This window comes from Sphingopyxis sp. BSN-002, assembly GCF_022024275.1.
In the GTDB taxonomy this organism is placed as follows: Bacteria; Pseudomonadota; Alphaproteobacteria; order Sphingomonadales; family Sphingomonadaceae; genus Sphingopyxis.
This window is the reverse complement of the sequence record NZ_CP091804.1, coordinates 2,091,899-2,106,265: the sequence shown is the minus strand read 5'-3', so window position 1 is coordinate 2,106,265 and position 14,367 is coordinate 2,091,899. Positions and strand designations below refer to the sequence as shown.

The 14,367-nt window shown below is 66.2% G+C and carries 16 protein-coding genes; 4 read left to right on the top strand and 12 right to left on the bottom strand.

What is annotated here, in order from left to right; translation table 11 throughout:
* Positions 1-35 precede the first annotated feature (35 nt).
* The 12 genes from pheT to L7H23_RS10300 all read right to left on the bottom strand — a co-directional run bounded on the left by pheT (position 36) and on the right by L7H23_RS10300 (position 10,213).
* Entirely contained in the window at positions 36-2,420 is a 2,385-nt protein-coding gene (gene pheT, locus L7H23_RS10355) for a phenylalanine--tRNA ligase subunit beta (RefSeq protein WP_237835805.1), read from the bottom strand.
* Positions 2,417-3,511, bottom strand: a complete 1,095-nt coding sequence (gene pheS, locus L7H23_RS10350; protein ID WP_237835804.1) for a phenylalanine--tRNA ligase subunit alpha — start codon at positions 3,509-3,511, stop codon at positions 2,417-2,419. The genes pheT and pheS overlap by 4 nt, the downstream gene beginning before the upstream one ends.
* Positions 3,512-3,653: 142 nt before the next feature.
* Complete coding sequence (locus L7H23_RS10345; RefSeq protein ID WP_237835803.1) at positions 3,654-4,556, bottom strand: helix-turn-helix domain-containing protein; 903 nt, start codon at positions 4,554-4,556, stop codon at positions 3,654-3,656.
* A gap of 303 nt (positions 4,557-4,859) precedes the next feature.
* Positions 4,860-5,225, bottom strand: a complete 366-nt coding sequence (rplT, locus tag L7H23_RS10340; RefSeq protein ID WP_237835802.1) for a 50S ribosomal protein L20 — start codon at positions 5,223-5,225, stop codon at positions 4,860-4,862.
* Between the two features lie 12 nt (positions 5,226-5,237).
* Entirely contained in the window at positions 5,238-5,441 is a 204-nt protein-coding gene (gene rpmI, locus L7H23_RS10335) for a 50S ribosomal protein L35 (protein ID WP_037555449.1), read from the bottom strand.
* Positions 5,442-5,558: 117 nt separating this feature from the next.
* Positions 5,559-5,909 carry a GFA family protein gene (locus tag L7H23_RS10330; protein WP_237835801.1) on the bottom strand — a complete coding sequence of 117 codons (351 nt, stop codon included), beginning with the start codon at positions 5,907-5,909 and terminating at the stop codon, positions 5,559-5,561.
* A 14-nt stretch (positions 5,910-5,923) separates the two neighbouring features.
* Positions 5,924-6,307 carry a DUF2809 domain-containing protein gene (locus L7H23_RS10325; RefSeq protein ID WP_237835800.1) on the bottom strand — a complete coding sequence of 128 codons (384 nt, stop codon included), beginning with the start codon at positions 6,305-6,307 and terminating at the stop codon, positions 5,924-5,926.
* A 15-nt stretch (positions 6,308-6,322) separates the two neighbouring features.
* Positions 6,323-7,114 (bottom strand): histidinol-phosphatase, encoded by a 792-nt coding sequence (gene hisN, locus L7H23_RS10320; protein ID WP_237835799.1) that lies wholly within the window; start codon positions 7,112-7,114, stop codon positions 6,323-6,325.
* A 51-nt stretch (positions 7,115-7,165) separates the two neighbouring features.
* Positions 7,166-7,906 (bottom strand): type 1 glutamine amidotransferase domain-containing protein, encoded by a 741-nt coding sequence (locus L7H23_RS10315; RefSeq protein ID WP_237835798.1) that lies wholly within the window; start codon positions 7,904-7,906, stop codon positions 7,166-7,168.
* Between the two features lie 10 nt (positions 7,907-7,916).
* Entirely contained in the window at positions 7,917-8,852 is a 936-nt protein-coding gene (locus tag L7H23_RS10310) for a ribose-phosphate pyrophosphokinase (RefSeq protein WP_237835797.1), read from the bottom strand.
* A 94-nt stretch (positions 8,853-8,946) separates the two neighbouring features.
* The gene (locus L7H23_RS10305; protein ID WP_237835796.1) at positions 8,947-9,423 is read right to left on the bottom strand and encodes a hypothetical protein; all 477 of its coding nucleotides are present in this window, start codon (positions 9,421-9,423) and stop codon (positions 8,947-8,949) included.
* A 22-nt stretch (positions 9,424-9,445) separates the two neighbouring features.
* On the bottom strand, positions 9,446-10,213 hold the full coding sequence (locus L7H23_RS10300) for a LytTR family DNA-binding domain-containing protein (RefSeq protein WP_237835795.1): 768 nt from the start codon (positions 10,211-10,213) through the stop codon (positions 9,446-9,448).
* 160 nt (positions 10,214-10,373) lie between these two features.
* Between L7H23_RS10300 and L7H23_RS10295 the strand changes: the two genes are divergently transcribed.
* The 4 genes from L7H23_RS10295 to gltX are packed head-to-tail and all read left to right on the top strand — an operon-like array spanning position 10,374 to position 14,330.
* Positions 10,374-10,886 (top strand): DUF2306 domain-containing protein, encoded by a 513-nt coding sequence (locus L7H23_RS10295; protein WP_237835794.1) that lies wholly within the window; start codon positions 10,374-10,376, stop codon positions 10,884-10,886.
* 32 nt (positions 10,887-10,918) lie between these two features.
* Positions 10,919-12,592, top strand: a complete 1,674-nt coding sequence (locus L7H23_RS10290; protein ID WP_237835793.1) for an NAD+ synthase — start codon at positions 10,919-10,921, stop codon at positions 12,590-12,592.
* Positions 12,589-13,023 carry a hypothetical protein gene (locus tag L7H23_RS10285; RefSeq protein WP_237835792.1) on the top strand — a complete coding sequence of 145 codons (435 nt, stop codon included), beginning with the start codon at positions 12,589-12,591 and terminating at the stop codon, positions 13,021-13,023. The genes L7H23_RS10290 and L7H23_RS10285 overlap by 4 nt, the downstream gene beginning before the upstream one ends.
* Complete coding sequence (gltX, locus tag L7H23_RS10280) at positions 13,020-14,330, top strand: glutamate--tRNA ligase (protein ID WP_237835791.1); 1,311 nt, start codon at positions 13,020-13,022, stop codon at positions 14,328-14,330. Before L7H23_RS10285 ends, gltX begins: the two co-directional genes overlap by 4 nt.
* Positions 14,331-14,367: the final 37 nt, after the last annotated feature.

Genomic DNA, 14,367 nt, shown 5'->3' with positions numbered 1-14,367 from the left:
CAAACTCTCCTTTCAACCTCGCCGATCCGGCGAAATCATCCGCGCAGCGTCGCACCGACCTTTGCTGCGGCGCCGACGACCTTGTCGGCGATGGCTTTCAGTTCGGCGTCGGTAAAGCTTTTGTCGAGCGGCTGCAGTTCGATCTCGACCGCCAGGCTCACCTGCCCATCCGGCACGCCCTGCCCGGCAAAGCGGTCGAACAGGCGGGCATCGACGATTGCGGCCTTGTCGGCACCGCGGATCGCGCGGACCAGATCGCCCGCAGCGAGAGCTTGCGGCGCGAGGAAGGCGAAGTCGCGCCGCACCGATTGCAGCGCGGGCGGCGTAAAGGCGGCGCGTGCCGGGCCGCTCGCGCGCTTCGCCGGGATCGCGTCGAGAAAGATCTGTACTGCCATCACTGCGCCGTCGACGTCGAAATGCTTCGTCAGCGCCGGATGCAGCGCGCCGAATTCTGCGAGTACCGCCTTGGGTCCGAGGCGCAGCGTTGCCGACTGGCCCGGATGCCAGATGCCGGCGTCGGCAACGGGCTCCATCACCTGCAGCCGGTCGGCGGGTGCGCCCGCCGCTTCGAGCAAGGCAAGCGCAGCGGCTTTCGCATCAAAGGCATCGAACGGCGCAGCCTTGCCGGCCTGCCATCCGCGCGACGCCTTGTCGCCCGCCATCAGCACGCAGAGCGTCGGATGCTCGGTCGTGCCGATATAGCGGCGACCGATCTCGAACAGGCGGACGCTGTCGGCGCCGCGATTCTGGTTGCGGGCGGCGGCTGCGAGCAGGCCGGGAAGCAGCGACGGGCGCATGACCTTCAGGTCTTCGCTGATCGGGTTGGCGAGGCTCCAGGTGCCGCCGCCGAAGGGCGCGGCCTCGCGGTCGCTGATGAACGACCAGGTCACCGCTTCATGGAAGCCCGCAGCCGCGGCGCTACGGCGCAGGCGACGCTCGACGAGCTGCTCGGCGGTGGCGGTCGGCTTGGCGACACCGTCGGTTCGCGGCAGCGGCGCCGAGGCGATCGCGTCGAAGCCGGTGATGCGCGTGACTTCCTCGACGATGTCGGGCGCGGCGTCGACGTCGCGGCGCCAGCTCGGCACCGCGATCTTCCACGGATTGCCCTCGGTCACGCCAAAGCCGAGCGCTTCGAGGATCGCGCGCTGTTTCGCGGGCTCGATCGCGATGCCGCCGAGCGTCGCCGACAGCGACGGATCGTAATCGACGACCTTGTCCGCAGCGGGCGGTGTGCCCGCGCGCGTCATCGCCGACGGCGTGCCGCCGCAGATGTCGAGAACATATTGCGTAACGATCGCGGTCCCCTCGTCGAGGAAGGCCGGATCGACGCCGCGTTCGAAACGGCTGCGCGCGTCGCTGGTCAGCGCGAGCGCCTGACCCGTCAGCGCGATGCGTTCGGGGGTGAACCAGGCGATCTCGATCAGGACGTCGGTCGTGTCCTCGCTGCACCCCGAATGCTCGCCGCCCATGATGCCGGCGATGTCGTGGACTTCGCGCTCGTCGGCGATCACGGTCATCGTACCCGTCAGCGCATATTCCTTGCCGTTGAGCGCCATGGCGGTCTCGCCATCCTTCGCGCGCCGCGCGACGAGTGCGCCGTGAAGCTTGGCACGATCATAGATATGGCTCGGGCGGCCGAGGTCGAACATCACATAATTACTGATGTCGACGAGGGCCGAGATCGAGCGCTGGCCGATGGCTTCGAGACGGCGGCGCATCCATTCGGGGGTTGCGACGCGGTTGTCGACGCCCGCGATGGTGCGGCCGTAGAAGGCAGGGCAGGCTTCGGGATCGTCGGTCCGGATTTCGGTCGCCGGCGCGCCGGTGCCTTCGACTGCGGGCACGGCCAGCGGTTTCAGCGTGCCGAGCCCGGCGGCCGCAAGGTCGCGCGCGATGCCGCGTACGCCCATGCAGTCCTGCCGGTTCGGCGTGATCGAAATGTCGATCACCGGATCGCCCGCGCCCGAATAATCGGCAAAGGGCGTCCCGACCGGCGCATCGGCGGGAAGCTCGATGATCCCGTCATGATCGTCGCCAAGCTCCAGCTCGCGCGTCGAACACATCATGCCGTTCGATTCGACGCCGCGTACTGCGGCGATCTTCAGCTCCATGCCATTGACCGGCACCACCGCGCCGGGCAGGCCGAGCACGCCGACGAGGCCGGCGCGCGCGTTGGGTGCGCCGCACACGACCGTCAGGGGCACGCCGTCGCCGCTGTCGACGGTCAGCACCTGCAGCTTGTCGGCCTGCGGGTGCTTTTCGGCGGTCAGCACCTTCGCGACGCGGAAACCGGCGAGCTTTTCGGCCGGATTTTCGACGCCTTCGACCTCGTGGCCGATGCGGTTGAGCGTCGCGACGACATCGGCGACCGAATAGTCGCCATCCAGATGTTCGCGGAGCCAGTCGAGGGTGATCTTCATGCCGAAATTCCCCCGCTGAGCGTCGGGACCGACAGCGCGTTGAATCCATAATGCGCGAGCCAGCGCAGGTCGCCGTCGAAGAAGGCGCGAAGATCGTCCATGCCATATTTCAGCATGGCGAGCCGGTCGACGCCGACACCGAAGGCGAAACCCTGCCAGACATCGGGATCGAGCCCGCAGTTGGCGATCACGCGGCGGTTGACCATACCGCTGCCGAGCAGCTCCATCCACGCATGGCCTTCGTCGTCGCCGTTGCCGCCGACGATCCGGCGACCCTTTTCCTGTTTATAGCCGACGTCGACCTCCGCCGAAGGTTCGGTGAAGGGGAAATAGCTTGGGCGCAGGCGCAGCACGATGTCGTCACGTTCGAAATAGGCCTTGAGAAAGGTTTCGAGCGTCCATTTGAGATGCCCCATATGGATGCCGCGGTCGATGACCAGCCCCTCGACCTGGTGGAACATCGGGGTGTGCGTCGCGTCGCTGTCGCTGCGATAGACGCGGCCCGGCGCAATGATGCGGATCGGCGGCTCCTCGCTCATCATCGTGCGGATCTGCACCGGCGAGGTGTGCGTGCGCAGCAGCATCGCGCGGCCTTCCGCGTCCGTATCGGGGAAGTAGAAGGTGTCGTGCATCGCGCGCGCGGGGTGCGTCTCGGGGATGTTCAGCGCGGTGAAGTTGCGCCAGTCGTCCTCGATCTCGGGCCCGGTCGCGACAGCGAAGCCCATGTCGGCGAAGATTTCAGCGAGCTCGTCCATCACCTGGCTTACCGGATGGACGCTGCCGCCGGGCGCATCGGCGGCGGGAAGGGTCATGTCGAGCTTTTCGCTGGCAAGCTTCGCATCGAGTGCGGCGCCTTCGAGCGCAGCCTTGCGCGTCGCGATCGCCTCGGTAACGGCTTCGCGCAGCGCGTGAATCTTCGGCCCTTCGGCCTGACGCTCTTCGGGGGTCATGCCGCCGAGCGTTTTGAGGAGGCCGGTCACGCTGCCTGCCTTGCCGAGCGCGGCGACGCGCAGGGCCTCGATTGCGTCGAGATCGGCTGCGGCCTCGATATCGCCCACCAGCTTTGCCTGCAGGGCCTGTGTCTCGCTCATCGTCGTTCGTCCTGTTCCGGCGGCGCTGCCGCTGCCGGCCTGTGTTCTTGTCTTTATGGAGACGGCGGCTGCCCGCGCGTCCGTCGCCCGCCGCTTGCACCGAACGCGCGATGCAATCAAGTCTGTTGGCCGGAAAGCGGGCCTAACCCGCGGGTTTGTGGAGCCCCTGAACGGCTTCGCCTGCCGCTGCGGCGCGGGCGCGCGCGGCGCTGCCGAGGATCGGCTTCGGCCGCGCCGCATAGGCGCGCGGGCTCATCCCCATGAAGCGCCGGAAATCGCGGGTGAATTGAGCCTGGTCATAATATTGATAGTCGAGCGTCTCGATCCAGCTCATCGAGGGATCGAGCATGAAGCGCGCGAGGCTGCGCAGGAAGCGCTGGCGGCGGATGAGAAGCTTCGGCGGAAAGCCGAAGGCGCGGCGCGACAGACGCTCGACCGAGCGTTCGGAAAGCTCCAGCTTTTCGGCAAGCTCGGCAACGCTCGTCAGCTCGTCGTCGACGAGCGCGCCATGCGCGGCGAGGATCGCCGGATCGTCGCGCGGAGCGACTGCGAGCAGGCTCGCGAAATGGTCATCGAGCATTTGCGCAGCCGCGCCAACGTCGTTCGCTTTCCGCAATCGATCGGCGAGTGGTGCGAGATGGACGAAAGCGGGGTGCTTCGCCCCGTCGACGGAGCGGTCGGCGAGGTCCTCGGCGGGCAGCGCGAAAAATTTGGCCCAACCCGCAGGCAGAACCCCGATTCCCCATGCACGCATGTTGCCGGCAGCGAAATAGGTGGCCTTGCTTGTCGGACCCGTGACGACGAAATGCGGCGCGGGCTCGGGCTTCGCGCCCCCGACGCCGGCGATCGACGGCTCGCCGTCGATGAACCGCAGATTCGCCCATTCCGGGTGTAAATGGTCCTCGACGCGCGTACCCGGCGGGGTCTCGACCTCGGTCAGGTAGATGATGCTGCAATAGGGACGGAGAGCCGCGGAAACGGGGAAGAAGCGCGTCACCACGCGCATCCCGGATTCGGGTCCGCTTTCAGATTCTCCCACGGTCATGAAAGCATTCCATGCGGAGGCGCGCATAAAAAAACAACAGCCTAGGCAGTAATTTTGTCGGGTTTTTACAATTTTTGTGCGCGGCGCGACGGCATATGTCGCGCCATAGGGACACTTCCACCGGCCGTAAGCTTTCTGCGACCCACGGCTATCCGGTTCGGAGGGAGGGGGGCGATGGTCTTCCGATGAAGCCATTGTCGGAACGGCGTGAAGGGAAACCTTCGCGCCGTTCCTGTTTCTACCGACACGAAAAAGGGCGGCCCCGTCGGGACCGCCCTTTTGCTTTGGCGATAGCCGTAAAGCTCAGGCCGCCTTGGGCAGCGCCGCCTTCGCCTGCGCGATGATCGTGGTGAACACGCCACCTTCGTTCATCGCGAGGTCGGCCATGACCTTCCGGTCGAGTTCGATCCCGGCAAGCTTCACGCCGTGCATGAACTGCGAATAGGTCAGGCCCTCGGCGCGGACCGCAGCGTTGATGCGCTGGATCCAGAGCGCGCGGAAGCTCCGCTTTTTGACCTTGCGGTCGCGATAAGCATACTGGCCCGCCTTTTCGACGGCCTGCTTGGCGACACGGATGGTATTCTTGCGACGGCCATAATAGCCCTTCGCCTGTTCCAATACGCGCTTGTGCTTGGCGCGCGTGGTAACGCCGCGTTTGATGCGTGACATGTCTGGCGCTCCTTACTTCAGGCCGTAGGGCGCCCAGAGGCGCACATGGGCCGCGTCCGAATCGCTGAGCACGCTGGTGCCGCGGTTGGTGCGGATATATTTCGAATTGTGGCTGATCAGGCGGTGACGCTTGCCGGCGACGCCGTGCTTCACCTTGCCCGAAGCGGTGAATTTGAAGCGCTTCTTCACACCGCTCTTGGTCTTCATTTTGGGCATTTTGGTCTCCTTTTGAAGTCCGTTTGCGTATCGGCCTGGCAGCCCTTTCAGCCAGCCGGTACAATCGGAAGCGGCGCGCTTAGGGGGATTCGCGCCGAAATGCAAGCGTTGCGGGGGCTAAAAACTCGCCCCGTCGACCTTCTGGATCGTCAGCGCGTCCAGATCGGCATCGGGCACACAGCGCAGGTTCACCGCCGCCATCTTCGATCCGTCGGGACCGGTGCCGACCGAAAAGCCCTGACAGCCGCATTCGATGCAGAATTGATGGTCGATATTATGCCTGTTGAACTTGTACGATTCGAGCTTGTCCGTGCCGCCCGTCAGCCGGAACCGGTCGATCGGAACGAAGGCGAGGAGAAAGCCCTTGCGCCGGCAATGCGAGCAATTGCAGCTCATCGCAGTCGTCGGGATATCGTCTTCGACAGTATAGGTCACCGCGCCGCAGTGGCAGCTGCCGTCAAAAGCCATTGCAATCCTCTCTTTCAGGCTGTCGGGATTGTGCGTCGACGGTCGACTGCCAGCGCCAGGACAGCGCCCACGGCATAGCAGACTATATCCCCGACGCTGAAGGATGTTCCGAACAGCACGCGCGCGAATCCCTGATCCGCAAGGCCAACGAGCTCCAGCAGCCCTGCTGCCTGACCGACTTCGACGATCAGGCCGACGAGGAAGGCGATGATCGCCGCGGGCCTAGGGCGCAAGGTGCTGATCGCGCGAAGCGAAAGATAAACGAGCATCACGGCGAGCAAGTCGCCCAGATAGGGGCGCACGAACCGGTCGCGAATACACAGCGCGATCACGACCTCGACCAGCAGGAGCAGGGCGGCGGCACGCGCGTAGCCGGGTCGCCACGTCAGGGCAGGCATCGGCCTTGCGACGGCTCAGTCATGCTCGTGATGGCAGGCGAGGCCCTCGATCACATCCTCGAGTCGCGCGGGATCACCGAGCGCGATCACATGGCCCGCGCTGTCTGCGTTGAGCGGGTCGCCGTTCCAGTCACACATCGTCCCCCCCGCGCCCTCAACGACGGGGACCAGCGCGGCGAAATCGTGGAGCTTCAGTCCCGCCTCGACAACCAGGTCGATATGCCCGCTCGCGAGCAGGCCGTAATTGTAGCAGTCGCCGCCGAATACCATGCGCTTGTGCGAGGTCTGCGCCGCGAGCGCCATGAAATGTTCGCCGTCATGGTCGCTGAAATATTGCGGCCCGGTGGTTGCGAGCACGGCGTCGGACAGGTTGCGGCAAGTCCGCGTCGTCGCGGGCTTGCCGTTGAACAGGGTCGGTTGCCCCATTGCGCCGACCCAGCGTTCGCCGGCGATCGGCTGGTCGATGATGCCGATCAGCGGCCAGCCGTCCTGGAGCAATGCGATGAGCGTGCCGAAGATCGGCCGGCCCGCCATGAAACTGACGGTGCCGTCGATCGGGTCGAGCACCCATTGCCGTGATGATTCAGGGCGTTCGGCGCCATATTCCTCGCCGATGATGCCGTCGCGAGGTGCCTCGGCATCGAGCAGGCGGCGCATCGCCGCTTCGGCGGCGCGGTCGGCCTCGGTGACCGGCGAGGCGTCGGCCTTGGCTTCATGGGCGTAGGCGGAGCGGAACAAGGGGCGGATCGCGGCGCCGGCGGCGTCGGCAAGGCGATTGGCAAGGGTGATATCGTCGGAAAGGCTCATCACCGTGGCGATGCGGCTTTGCCTGCGCAAATGCAAGCGGGCATCGGCTGCTCAGGCGAGGCGGTCGGCCATCCGCCGGGCGAGCGTCCACGCGTCGCCCGGCCATCGCGCCGAGAGATAGGTGCCATCCTCGACCACGAAGCCGATCTCGGGCCGCTCGCGCGTCGCATAGTGCGGCAGCATCGGTCCGCGCAGATAGGCGCCCGTTGTCCCGACCGCGCGCCGCGCCTCGGTTTCCACGGTCTCGGCGTAGGTACGGTAATGATCGCCGAGCCGGCGGCGCGTCATCACGATCGACAGCCGTTCCATGAGGGCGGTGAGCGAGGTCGTGCGCTGTCCCTCGAGCAGCGGCCGACCATCGCGGGCCCGGGCAAGCGGCAACACGCCATGGCAGATCGCACCGACGAGCTGTCCGGTCTCGAAGGCTTCGGCGGCGAGGCGCTGTACGTCCGGCGATTCGCAATAGGGCCGCATGCCGGGACCGTGGCCACCCGGAAAGAGGATCGCGTCGAAGTCCTGCATTGCCGCGTTGGCCCAGCGGATCGGTGCGCGAAACGCGCCGTTTTCGACCAGAGCGTCATAGAGGCGCCGATTATCGGCGTGCGCCACCAGCGACCGCTGCGGCAGCGGACCGTTGCCACGGCCCAGTGTCTTCTGGTCGGCAAGCGCGATCTCGCCGGTTTCGGTCGCGAAGGTGATGTTGTGCCCGACCTCGCTCAGCGCCGCCCACGGCACCGCGACTTCGGTCGGATCGAAATCGGTGAGCGGCAGCGGAACGAGGATGCGCGCCACTGCCCCGGCCTCAGTCGAAGAGCGACGAAACGCTCGATTCGTCGGCGATGCGCTTGATCGCTTCGCCGAGCAGCGGTGCGACGGTCAGCGCGCGGACCTTGCCGCTGTCGTTCACCGCGTCGGTCGGCTGGATCGAATCGGTGATCACCAGCTCGGTCAGCTCGCTCGCATCGACGCGGGCGACCGCGCCGCCCGACAGGACGCCGTGCGTACAATAAGCGACGACGCCCTCGGCCCCCGCGGCCTTCAGCGCCGCGGCGGCATTGCAGAGCGTGCCCGCCGAGTCGACGATATCGTCGATCAGGATGCAGAAGCGGCCCTTCACATCGCCGATGATGTTCATGACTTCCGATTCGCCGGCACGCTCGCGGCGCTTGTCGACGATCGCCAGCGGCGCGTTGTCGAGGCGCTTCGCCAGCGCGCGGGCGCGGACCACGCCGCCGACGTCGGGCGAGACGACCATCAGATTCTTGTCGCCGAAACGCGCCTGGATATCGGCGCTCATCACCGGCGCGGCGTAGAGGTTATCGGTCGGGATATCGAAGAAGCCCTGTATCTGCCCGGCGTGCAGGTCGATCGCGAGAACGCGGTCGGCGCCCGAGGTGGTGATCAGGTTCGCGACGAGCTTCGCCGAGATCGGGGTGCGTGGGCCGGGCTTCCGGTCCTGACGGGCATAGCCGAAATAGGGAACGACTGCGGTGATGCGCTTCGCCGAGGCGCGGCGGAGCGCGTCGGTGATGATGAGCAGTTCCATCAGATTGTCGTTCGCCGGGAAGTTCGTCGGCTGAACGACGAACACGTCCTGACCGCGAACATTCTCGTGAATCTCGACGAAGACTTCCTCGTCGGCGAAGCGGCGCACGCTCGTGTCGGTCAGCGGCAGCTCGAGATAGTCCGCGATTGCGCGGGCCAGCGGCAGATTGCTGTTGCCGGAGATGAGTTTCATGAGGTGCACGGCCCTTTCGCGGCGGACGGGATTGCGCGCCCCCTTAGCCAGCGGGGGGCGATAGGGGAAGGGTCAAGTTGCGCTGCTGGGTGCCTTACCAGTCATTCGGTCCCCGCACACCGTCCAGCAGGGCCTGCGTCGCCCCGCAGGGCGGTCCCGAAAGCTGTGCGCCGGTCATGCGAAGGACCGGTCCCTCCGACGCTCCCGGCTCCGAATCGACCTGTTGCCGCAGCTCGAAGGCATGAATGTGAGTGCCGAGGCCGCCGTGATAGTACCAGGCAATGGTGCGGTCCGCGAACGCATACGCGCGGATGAACTGGCGGTGGGGCAGCTTCTTCGATCCGTCGACGACGTCATAGGGGACGAAGGGCTCGCCGACGTCGGCGACGACGAGGCCCTGCCGTGCGAATTCGGCCGCGATGTCGGGCGCCTCTTTCAGCGAGGCGATGATGGTCGCAGGGCGGTCGAAATGGCAATCGGGGATGGCCATGTCGGGACGCGTCGCCTCGGTCTGCGCTGCTGCGGGCGATCCAAGTGCAAGCGCGGCGATTGCAATCAGCTTCCGGCGCACGGCGATGCTCCCTTATTGTCGTTCACAGCCATCCCGCGGCGCGCAGCTGCGGCATCATATCGCGCGCGACCGTTGCTTCGTGCCCGCTCGTCAGGATGACCACTGCCGTGCGGCCCTCGCGGCGTACCGCAGCGACGGCGTCCTTTGCCACCCACCAGCTGCGATGGATGCGGAGGCCCTCGACCGGCCCGAGGCGCTCGATCGCGTCGCGCATTCGCATCAGGATCAGTTCCTCGCGGCCGTCGCCGATGACGCGGACATAATGATCCTCGCCCTTGAGCGCTCGGACTGGTCCGAAACCGGGGGGAAGCGGCAGCGCCGGAGCTGCTTCAACAGGCGGTCCCTCTTCCGCGACCGGCTCGGCTGGCCCCTCGGCGGCGACGGGGGCGTCTTCTGGCGTCCCGCGCGCGAACAGCGCCGCCATCGAGATCGAGGCCACGGCAGAAATGACGCAGATATAGAGGTACATCGTCCAGAAGCCGGGCGAACGGAGCGCGTCGGCGAAGCTCATGCGCCCGACCATCATGATGACGATCAGGGTCACCGGAACGCTGGCGACGGCGAGGGCGATGAGGCGGCCCGCAAAGCGCGGGAGCCCCGTCGCTTCGCACAGCCAGCCGGCAACGACACCGGTCGGGCGAAAGAAGAGATAGCCCGCGACCAGCCAGATCGCCCAGCTCAGCATCCGCACCGCCGGCGGATTGTCGAAAGTGCCGAACGGGCCGAGCAGCCCGATCAGCAGCCCGAGCATCACCATCGCCAGCAATTCTATCGTCAACCGTTTCGCCATCGGCGCGTCTTGTGCGTGCCATTTCACGAAGCGTCAACGGGCAAAGCCATGGATTTCAGGCGGATTCGCGAAACTATCCGGCGCTTGGCGAAGGCGTGCTTGTCCGCGAACGGCGGCGGGGCAGGGAAAGGCTATCGACCCGATGCAACAGGATTTCACCATGACCGTCTCCGCTCCTTCACCCACCCCCGGCACCGGCCGTTCGGCCAATCTGCGCCGCATCGGCTTCTTCATGGTGCTGATTCTCGGAGCGCTCGTCGCGGGGGCTGTCCTTCGTTCGACCGGCGGCGGCGCGACCTATGAAACGCCGCCGCTCGCCATCTGGGTGCATCTGGCGACCGTCGTCCCGGCGGTGCCGCTTGGCGCGTGGCTTCTGTGGCGCAAGCGGAAGGGCGATCTGGCGCACCGCATCGGCGGGCGCTTATGGGCGCTGATGATGGTCGCGACCGCGATCGACAGCTTCTGGATCCGTACGATCACCGGCGGCATCGGGCCGATCCACCTCTTTTCGGTGCTCGTCATGGTCCAAGTCCCGCGCGCGATCTGGTTTGCGCGCAGCGGGCAGATCGACCGCCATCTGAAGGCGATGCGCGGCACCTATTTCGGGCTCATCGCCGCCGGGGTGATCGCGATGGCGCCGGGCCGGATGCTGTGGACGCTTCTCTTCGGTTGAACGGAACCGGCGGTTGGTCCTAAAGCCGGGGCATGACCCATCAGCTCTCCATCGTCCTTTCGCAGATGACCCAGGCGGTCGGCGACCTCGCCGCGAACGCCGCCGCGATGCGCGAAGTGCGCGCGCGGCACGGCGATGCCGACCTGATCCTTTACCCGGAGCTGCAGCTGATCGGCTATCCGCCCGAGGATCTGGTCCGCAAGCCTGCGCTCGCCGCGCGCGCTTCGGCCATGCTCGCGGAACTCGCGGCGGACACCGCCGACGGCGGACCCGCAATGCTCGTCGGATCGGTCGAGTGGGAGGGCGATGCGCTCTACAACATCGTCGCGCTGCTCGACGGCGGCCGGATCGTCGCGACGCGGCGCAAGCACGAGCTGCCGAATTACGGCACCTTCGACGAAAAGCGCGTCTTCGTGCCCGGGCCGCTCCCCGATGTCGTCGAATGGCGCGGGATCAGGCTCGGCTTGCCGATCTGCGAGGACGGCTGGCTGCCGACCGTTTGTACGCACCTCGCCGCACAGGGCGCCGAACTGCTGATCTCGGTCAACGGCAGCCCTTATGAGATCGACAAGGACGACCGCCGCCTGACGCAGGTTTTCGCGAGCCGCGTTGCCGAAACCGGGCTGCCGCTGATCTTCCTGAACCGCATCGGCGGGCAGGACGAGCTGGTGTTCGACGGCTGCTCCTTCGTCCTGAACGGCGACGGATCGACCGCGCACCGGCTGACCGACTGGGAGCCCGAAGAGCGCGTGACGCGGTGGACGAAGGGCGCGCCAAATGTCGATGGGGGCGCCTGGAGCTGCGACGCGGGGGCGATCGCCGAATGGGAAGCGCATCCCGCCGACATCTACAGCGCAATGATTCTGAGCCTGCGCGACTATGTCGAACGCAACCGCTTCCCTGGCGTCGTGCTCGGCCTGTCGGGCGGGATCGATTCGGCGATTTGCGCCGCGATTGCCGCCGACGCGCTCGGTCCCGATAAAGTCTGGTGCGTGATGCTGCCGAGCCGCTTCACCAGCCAGGAGAGCCTTGACGATGCCGCGGGCTGTGCGGGCATGATCGGGTGCCGGCTCGACACGATCCCGATCGTGCCGGCCGTCGAGGCGTTCGACGTGATGCTCGCGGGGAGCTTCGCCGACCGCGACGTCGACATCACCGAGGAGAATGTCCAGTCGCGTATTCGCGGCGTGACGCTGATGGCGCTCAGCAACAAATTCGGGCCGATGCTGCTGACGACGGGCAACAAGAGCGAGATGAGCGTCGGCTATGCGACCATCTATGGCGATATGGCGGGCGGCTATAATCCGTTGAAGGACGCGTACAAGATGACGGTCTTCGCGCTCGCCGAGTGGCGTAACGCCAATGTTCCGCGCCTGTCGCGCAACCGCGTGACTCCGGTGATGCCGGCTAACATCGTGACCAAGCCGCCGAGCGCCGAACTGCGTCCCGACCAGAAGGATGAGGACAGCCTTCCGCCTTATGCGGACCTCGATCGCATGCTCCACATGCTCGTCGAGGAGGAAGCGAGCGTCGACGATGTCGTCGCGAAATACGGCTTCGATCGCGACGCGGTGGTGCGGATCGAGCGCCTGCTGATGCTCGCCGAGTACAAGCGACGGCAGGCGCCCCCCGGAGTCAAGCTGTCGACGCGCAACTTCGGCCGCGACCGGCGCTATCCGATCACGCATGGTTTCCGGACGGCATGATTGCCGCATTCATGCTGCTGTTGCTCTCGCCGCAGTCGGAAGCGGCTACCGAGCTACCATGCGAATATTGCGGCGCGATCTTCGTCGACATCCAACGCAACGCGATGATCGGCAATGGCAATGATGAGGTTAGCTCGGAATGGGCGGTCGGCCGCGCAGGCGACGAGGTCTCGATCAGGATCGAAGAGCTTGCCTGTCCCGAAGGGCGCAAACGCAAGAAATGCAGCTTTGTGCTGCGACGAATGTTGACCCGGAACGGTGTTGCAACGGTCGACCCGGTCCTGTCCGAACGGCTGCGCTGCAACGCTATATTTAAATGGTCCGATTCGCCCGGTGAGGTGGGATGGGGCGTCGAGCATTTGTCGCCGCGGCGCGGCAGGGGCCACTCGACTACATCCATGACATGCAAGAAAATAGAAACAGGCACATGACCGTCGTTACCCGCTTCGCTCCCTCGCCGACCGGATCGCTCCACGTCGGCAATGTTCGCACCGCGCTTCACAACTGGCTGTGGGCGCGCAAGCATGGCGGGCGCTTCCTGCTGCGGATCGACGACACCGACCTTGAGCGCTCGAAAGAGGAGTATGTCGAGGGCATCCGCGCCGATCTGGCGTGGCTCGGACTCGACATCGACGGCGAGGAGCGCCAGTCGGCGCGCTTTGCGCTCTATGAGGCCGAGTTCGACAGGCTGAAGGCCGCGGGCCGCGTCTATGCCTGTTACGAAACGCCCGAGGAACTCGACATCCGCCGCAAGGTGCTGCTCTCGCGCGGGCTGCCGCCCGTGTACGAGCGCAAGCCCGCCGATGCACCGGTTCCCGAAGGCGTGGCGCCGCACTGGCGTTTCAGGCTCGACCATGATGCGCCGATCGAATGGACCGATATGGTTCGCGGCGGTCAGCATTTCGAACCGAAAACCATGTCCGACCCGGTCGTGCGCCGCGCCGATGGCAGCTGGCTCTATCTGTTGCCGAGCGTGATCGACGACATCGCGATGGGGATCACGCACGTCGTACGCGGCGAAGATCATGTCTCGAACACCGCGACGCAGATCCAGATGTTCGAGGCGCTGGGCGCGAAGCCGCCCGAATTCGCGCATGAGGCCTTGCTCGTCGGTACCGAGGGCAAGCTGTCGAAGCGGCTCGGTTCGCTCGGCATGGCGAGCCTGCGCGAGGAAGGGATCGAGCCGATCGCGCTCGTCGCGCTGCTCGCGCGGCTGGGAACGAGCGATCCGGTCGAGCCGTTCACCTCGTCCGCGCCGCTGATCGAAAATATCGATTTCGCCCGCTTCGGCCGCGCACCCGCGCGTTTCGACGAGGCCGAACTCGCCCTGCTCAACCAGAAGATTCTCCACCACACCGATTATGCCGCGGTGGCGCCGCGCCTGCCGATCGCGATCGGCGAGGCACGCTGGAATGCGATCCGGCCGAATCTGATGACGGTTGCGGAAGCTGCCGATTGGGAAGCGGTGTTCGATGGACCGTTCACGCCCCCCGCGCCTGCCGACGAGGATCGATCGGTGCTCGCCGCCGCCGCAGCAGCGGCTCCCGGCATCGACTGGGCCGCCGATCCTTGGCACGCCCTGACCGGTGCGGCAAAGGAGGCGACGGGGGCGAAGGGGCGTGCGCTCTTCCTGCCGCTGCGCCGTGCGCTCACGGGGCGCGATCATGGCCCGGACATGGCCGAGCTGTTGCCGCTGATCGACAAGGATCAGGCCGTGGCGCGCCTGTCGGCCGCCTAGCCCCAGCATGTCCCGTCGCGCCGGCGTGGTTTGCCGA

What these genes read in the sequence shown, in the direction of transcription:
- rplT (WP_237835802.1), bottom strand. Translation starts at nt 5,225, where the DNA reads ATGTCACGCATCAAACGCGGCGTTACCACGCGCGCCAAGCACAAGCGC.
- pheT (WP_237835805.1), bottom strand. Translation starts at nt 2,420, where the DNA reads ATGAAGATCACCCTCGACTGGCTCCGCGAACATCTGGATGGCGACTAT.
- L7H23_RS10295 (WP_237835794.1), top strand. Translation starts at nt 10,374, where the DNA reads ATGACCGTCTCCGCTCCTTCACCCACCCCCGGCACCGGCCGTTCGGCC.
- L7H23_RS10310 (WP_237835797.1), bottom strand. Translation starts at nt 8,852, where the DNA reads ATGAAACTCATCTCCGGCAACAGCAATCTGCCGCTGGCCCGCGCAATC.
- L7H23_RS10300 (WP_237835795.1), bottom strand. Translation starts at nt 10,213, where the DNA reads ATGGCGAAACGGTTGACGATAGAATTGCTGGCGATGGTGATGCTCGGG.
- pheS (WP_237835804.1), bottom strand. Translation starts at nt 3,511, where the DNA reads ATGAGCGAGACACAGGCCCTGCAGGCAAAGCTGGTGGGCGATATCGAG.
- L7H23_RS10290 (WP_237835793.1), top strand. Translation starts at nt 10,919, where the DNA reads ATGACCCATCAGCTCTCCATCGTCCTTTCGCAGATGACCCAGGCGGTC.
- L7H23_RS10285 (WP_237835792.1), top strand. Translation starts at nt 12,589, where the DNA reads ATGATTGCCGCATTCATGCTGCTGTTGCTCTCGCCGCAGTCGGAAGCG.
- L7H23_RS10345 (WP_237835803.1), bottom strand. Translation starts at nt 4,556, where the DNA reads ATGACCGTGGGAGAATCTGAAAGCGGACCCGAATCCGGGATGCGCGTG.
- L7H23_RS10325 (WP_237835800.1), bottom strand. Translation starts at nt 6,307, where the DNA reads ATGCCTGCCCTGACGTGGCGACCCGGCTACGCGCGTGCCGCCGCCCTG.
- hisN (WP_237835799.1), bottom strand. Translation starts at nt 7,114, where the DNA reads ATGAGCCTTTCCGACGATATCACCCTTGCCAATCGCCTTGCCGACGCC.
- L7H23_RS10330 (WP_237835801.1), bottom strand. Translation starts at nt 5,909, where the DNA reads ATGGCTTTTGACGGCAGCTGCCACTGCGGCGCGGTGACCTATACTGTC.
- rpmI (WP_037555449.1), bottom strand. Translation starts at nt 5,441, where the DNA reads ATGCCCAAAATGAAGACCAAGAGCGGTGTGAAGAAGCGCTTCAAATTC.
- gltX (WP_237835791.1), top strand. Translation starts at nt 13,020, where the DNA reads ATGACCGTCGTTACCCGCTTCGCTCCCTCGCCGACCGGATCGCTCCAC.